Annotated in this window: 4 protein-coding genes; all 4 read right to left on the bottom strand. The window is 73.0% G+C overall.

From position 1 onward, the window contains the following. Positions 1-132 precede the first annotated feature (132 nt). A complete protein-coding gene (locus tag ACFWJ4_RS40645) occupies positions 133-1422 on the bottom strand; it encodes a DUF6986 family protein (protein WP_380554271.1) in 1290 nt (429 codons plus the stop codon). A 110-nt stretch (positions 1423-1532) separates the two neighbouring features. After that, entirely contained in the window at positions 1533-3191 is a 1659-nt protein-coding gene (locus tag ACFWJ4_RS40640) for a DUF2637 domain-containing protein (protein WP_380554268.1), read from the bottom strand. Positions 3192-3412: 221 nt separating this feature from the next. Beyond that, complete coding sequence (locus ACFWJ4_RS40635; RefSeq protein WP_359909220.1) at positions 3413-4078, bottom strand: response regulator transcription factor; 666 nt, start codon at positions 4076-4078, stop codon at positions 3413-3415. Continuing rightward, positions 4030-5439, bottom strand: coding sequence for a histidine kinase (locus tag ACFWJ4_RS40630; protein WP_380554265.1), 1410 nt, complete (start codon positions 5437-5439; stop codon positions 4030-4032). The genes ACFWJ4_RS40635 and ACFWJ4_RS40630 overlap by 49 nt, the downstream gene beginning before the upstream one ends. Between the last annotated feature and the right edge of the window lie 243 nt (positions 5440-5682).

Below are 5682 nucleotides of genomic sequence, written 5' to 3'. Positions count from 1 at the left end.
GGGGGGGGTGGCCCTCCCGCGGAGGGCGTGGGGGGGGGGGCCCGCCCCTGGACACCGGGGCGGCACCGCCAGCCTAGTTGGCGCACGACGGGAGGACCGGCGGCCGGCCACCGGCCACGGGCCGCCGACGGGTCAGCGCCCGGCCAGGGCGTTCAGCCGCGCGCGGTCCAGACCGGTCAGCGCGGTGACCTCGGCGAGGTCGACGGCGCCGCAGTCCAGGCCACGTAGCAGGTAGCCGCTCAGCGCCCGGGCGGTGGCCGGCTCGTCCATCACGTCACCGCCCGCCTTCGCGACGTACGCGGCCAGTCGGGCGGCTGCGGCCGCCAGGCCCTCGCGGTAGAAGGAGTAGACCGCGACGTAGCGGGTGGGCAGGTGCGCCGGGTGCATGTCCCAGCCCTGGTAGTACGCGCGGGCCAGCGAGCGGCGGACCAGGCCGTGGTGGAGCTTCCAGGCGGCGTGCACCTGCTCGGTGGAACCGGTCGGGACGACGTTGGTCGAGCCGTCGGAGAGCCGGACCCCGGTGCCCGCGGCCGCCACCTGCATGACCGCCTTGGCGTGGTCGGCGACCGGATGGTCCATGCTCTGGTGGGCCGCGCTGACGCCGCAGGCGGCGCTGTAGTCGAAGGTCCCGTAGTGCAGGCCGGTGGCGCGTCCCTCGGCGGCCTCGATCATCCGGGAGACGGTGGCCCGGCCGTCCGGGCCGAGGATCGCCTGGGTGGTCTCGATCTGGATCTCGAAGCCGAGCCGGCCGGCGGGCAGCCCGGCCCGGCGCTCGAAGTCCTCCAGCAGCCGGACCAGCGCGGTGACCTGCTCGGCGTAGGTCACCTTCGGCAGGGTCAGGACCAGGCCCTCCGGCAGCCCTCCGCGGGCCAGCAGGGTGGCCAGGAACAGCTCCAGGGTGCGGATGCCGCGGGCCCGGACGGCGGCCTCCATGCACTTGATCCGGATGCCGAGGTACGGCGGGGCGCCGCCCCCGGCCACCGCGGCGGCGACCAGCCCGGCGGTGCGGACGGCCGCCTCGTCCTCCTCGGCGTCGGGGCGGGGGCCGTAGCCGTCCTCGAAGTCGATCCGCAGGTCCTCGATCGGCTCGCGCTCCAGCTTGGCGCGGACCCGGGCGTGCACGTCGGCGAGCAGCTCGTCGTCCGCGACGCCGAGGGCGCGGGCCAGTTCGGCGGGGGTGGCGGCGTACCGGTCGAAGGCGTCCAGGGCCCGGCGGCCCCACTCCCGCACGGTGTCGGCGCCGAAGGCGTCGGCCGGGACGTAGACGGTGTGCACCGGCTGCCTGGTCCCGGGTTCGCCCGGGTAACGGCGTGCCAGATCGGCGTCGACGGGGGCGAGCAGCGCCTCCACGGCGGCGCGGGCCGCGGTGGAGAAGGAGGCCGCGTCCGTCGGCCCGTTTCCGTCGACCCCGACCCGTGTCATCCGCACTCCTCCATGCCGAACCAGCGCTTCAACAGTTTGTTGAGGCGAAGGTAGCTCCGGCGGGTACGGGCGTCAATGGCCGACCCGGCACCGGACGGTGGCGGCCGCGGTCAGTCCCTCCCGGCGGCGGCGTAGCGCTCGTTCAGCTCCGGGTACAGGTCGGCGACCTCCTTGGGGTGGACCGAACCGTCCGGACCCTTGCCGGTGACGCCGAACTCCCTGGTCAGCCAGTCGGCGAGGCGCTGGGGGTCGGGCTGGTGGCCGTAGCTGTCCATATAGGAGACGAGCGCCTCGTAGGCGAGGTCCGGGTCGAGGCGCGCGGGCACCGGAGCAACCGCGCGCTGCTCGGCGTGGACCGGCTGCTCGGCGTGGACGCGCTCCTCGGCCGGGGCCTGCTGCTCGTACTCGGCGGGCTGCTCAAGCTGCTCGGACTGCTCGGGCTGCTCGGACTGCCGCTGAGAGCCGGCCGCGTGCTGGGCCTGCGGACCGGGCTCGGGGGCGGAGGTGGAGGCCGGGGCGGTGGCGGCGAGGGCGGTGGGCTCCTCGGCGACCGGGCGCGGGGGCTTGAACCAGGGCGAGGCCTGGCCGGGCACCCGCCCACCCGGGGCGGCGTCGGCCGGGTGGCCGGTGGTGCGGACCGGGCGCTCGGTCCAGACGTTCAGCTCCTCGCCGCGCGGCTGCGGGACGGCGTCCGCCACCTCGTCCGGCTCCTGGGCGGCCCGCAGCCGGACGGCGGCCAGCTTCGCGAGCATCGGCGCGGCGACCTCGGCGGACAACGGCGCGACGGCTGCGGGTGCCTGTGCCTGTGCCTGTGCCTGTGCCTGTGCCTGTGCCTGTGCCGCAGCCTGTTCGGGCTGGGCCTGCTGAACCTGCTGGACCTGCTGGACCTGCTGGACCTGCGGAGCGGCCTGCTGGGCGGCCTGCGGCTCCTGCTGCGAGTGTTGCGAGTGTTGCGAGTGTTGGGGCTGCTGCGGCTGCTGGGCCTGGACCTCGGCGACCGGGGCGATGGCCGCGGTGGCGCGGTTCTCCTGGCCGGGTATCCCCTGCGCCTCCTGCTCCGGCAGCGCCTCCGGGACCTCGCGCACACGGCCCTCGTCATCCAGCCGGTCGAGCAGCGCCGGGTCCAGCGGCACGCCGAACTTGGCGAGCTTGAGCGGCAGCAGCGCCTGGATCGGCGCCGAGCGGCGCCAACCGCGGCCGTACCGGAAACGCAGCTGCGCCCGGTAGACCAGACGGTTCTGTTCCAGTCGGATGACCTCGTCGTAGGAGCGGAGCTCCCAGAGCTTCATCCGCCGCCAGAGCCGGAAGGTCGGCACCGGCGAGAGGAGCCAGCGCATCACCCGGACCGACTCCATGTGGCGGTCCGCCGTGATCGCCGCTATTCGGCCGACCGCGTGCCGCGAGGCCTCGACCACGACGACGAAGAGCACCGGAATGACCGCGTGCATCCCCATGCCGAGCGGGTCGCCCCAGGACGCGGCCGCGTTGAAGGCGATGGTGGCGACGGTCAGCAGCCACGCGGTCTGCCGCAGCATCGGGAAGGGTATCCGCAGCCAGGTCAGCACCAGGTCGAGCGCGAGGAGCACGACGATGCCGGCGTCCACACCGATCGGGAAGGCGTAGGAGAAGGCGCCGAAGCCCTTCTCCTCGGCCAGCTCGCGCACCGCGTTGTACGAGCCCGCGAAGCCGATGCCCGAAATGATGCAGGCACCGGCCGCGACCAGGCCGAGCAGGCCACGATGGGCCTTGGTGAGCGTTGGGCGTGCCATTACGTCTATCAACCCCTGGATGTCGGCCGCTGGCGTACAGTGCCTCGGCTGCCGGGTCCCGTTGGTCGGGCCGCCGGACGGCTGAGCAGCCTCCGGGCTCGGCCCACCGGAGTTTACTCGTACGCATGTTTAAGCGTTCCCACAGCCTGGGGTGTCACAGTGCGGCGGCCGAACGCCGGCCCCGGCACCGTGCGGATCGGCGCCGGGGGGCGGCCGGACCGTCAGCGGGTCTGCCTCGCCGTGCCGTTGAGGTAGGCCAGTACGGCCAGCACCCGGCGGTTGGCGTCCTCGTCCGGGGCGAGGTCGAGTTTGCCGAAGATGTTGGCGATGTGCTTGGCCACCGCACCGTCGCTCACCGACAGCCGGGCGGCGATCGCCGAGTTGGAACAGCCCTCGGCCATCAGTTCCAGCACCTCGCGCTCCCGCGGGGACAGCCGCAGCAACGGACCGGGCCTGCGCGCGGTGGTCTCCATCAGCTTGGCGATCACGTCCGGGTCCATCGCCGTGCCGCCGGCCGCCACCCGGCGGACCGCGTCGATGAACTGCCCGGCGTTGAACACCCGGTCCTTCAGCAGGTAGCCGATCCCCCCGGTGCCGTCGGCCAGCAACTCCCGCGCGTAGAGCTGCTGGACGTGCTGCGACAGCACCAGCACCGGCAGGCCCTGGATCTCCCGCCGTGCCTTGAGCGCGGCCTGCAGGCCCTCGTCGGTGAGCGTCGGGGGCAGCCGGACGTCGACCACGGCCACGTCCGGCCGGTGGGTCAGAAGCGCCTCCAGCAGCTCGGGACCGGTCTCCACCGCCGCGGCGATGGTGAAGCCGTGCGCTTCCAGCAGCCGGATCAGGCCTTCGCGAAGGAGGTAGAGGTCCTCGGCGAGGACAACTCGCACGGCAACTCCAAGGTGATGGTGGTGGGTCCGCCCGACGTGCTGTCGATGGAGAGGACACCGTCGAAGGTACCCAATCGCTTCTCGATACCACGCAGTCCGGTCCCCCGCGAAGGATCCGCCACCCCCACCCCGTCGTCCGTCACCGTGATCCGCAGGAGGCCGGCCCGGTAGAGGATGTCCACCCAGACCTGCTCCGCCTCCGAGTGCTTGGCGGCGTTGGCCAGCAGCTCGCAGATGCTGAAGTACACGGCGGCCTCCACCGGCGCCGGCGGACGGTCCGGCAGGCTCACGCACACCTCGGTCGGCAGCGCGCTGTCCAGCGCGAGGGCCCGGACGGCATCGCCGAGTCCGCGCTCGGCGAGCACCGGCGGGTGGATGCCGCGCACCAGGTCCCGCAGCTCCTGGAGGGCCCGGGCCGAGGACTGGCGAGCCTCGGCCAGGAGCTCCCGCGCGGCCCCCTGGTCGGTGTCCATCAGGTGCTCGATGGTGCCCAGCGTCATCCCGATCGCGACCAGTCGCGCCTGGGCGCCGTCGTGCAGGTCCCGCTCGATCCGTCGCAGCTCGGCCGCCTGGCTGCCCGCCGCGTCCGCCCGCGTCTCGGTCAACTCGACGACCCGCCTGGTCAGCTGGGCGCGCGTCGCCGGGCCGTCCTGGTCCAGCACCCGGCGGGCGGCCTCCGCGTACATCCGCACCGCGAACGGTGCCAGGAGTATGCCGCCGACGACCATGGCGGCTCCGAGCACGACGCTCAGCAGCATGGACGCCATCCGGCCGCTCAACGGGCCGAAGTCGTCCGCCGGCACCGGCGAGGACAGGGCGTAGGCGACGCCCAACCCGAGCAGGACGGCCACCGGGCCGGCCAGTGCCACCACGAGGAACGGGTTCACCAGCAGCCAGAGCAGCTCGCCGCGGGTGGTCCGGTCCCGCAGGCCCCAGTGGACGATCTGCGCGTACTTCGCCACCGTCCGCGACCGGTGGTAGGTGTAGCCCGTCCACCAGTGCCCCCGGCCGTCCAACTCCAGCTCCGGCCAGGGCTCGTAGACCGCCGGCAGCCGTATGCCGAACCAGCGCTCCAACTGGCCGCGGGTGCGGTTCGCAGTACGGCGGACGCTGGCTGCGGCCACCACACCGCCGGCAGTCACTGCTACCAGAAGCGCGAGGAAGAGCCCCAGGTCGTACGACTCCAGGAGCCGGGCCGTCACTGCCCCCGCGAAGATCGCCGCGCCCACCGGCAGCACCACCCCCGGCACCGCTGCCAACACCACCGCACCGAGCCGCGCCAGCCCCTCACCGCCGGCCTTGAAGGCCGCCTGGGCCTGAGCACGTACGGACGCGCCGCTCGTACGACTCACTGTTGTCACGGGAAGCTCCTGATGCCGGTACCGATCGTCCTCCATCAGTCTTCACGAACCGTCCATCACCCACACTGGCCATGGCACCCCAATCCCGAGGTGGACCTAGGACCACCTGCGAGTGGAGGAAGTGACACCGACCGATGAGACAGTCCGAAAATGCGAAGAACCCCCATCCGGATCCCGGATGGGGGTTCTTCTGAATAATTGTTCGGCGGCGTCCTACTCTCCCACAGGGTCCCCCCTGCAGTA

This window comes from Kitasatospora sp. NPDC127067 (genome assembly GCF_042724755.1).
Taxonomy (GTDB): domain Bacteria; phylum Actinomycetota; class Actinomycetes; order Streptomycetales; family Streptomycetaceae; genus Kitasatospora; species Kitasatospora lactacystinica.
This window is presented reverse-complemented; position numbering and strand designations above follow the sequence as displayed.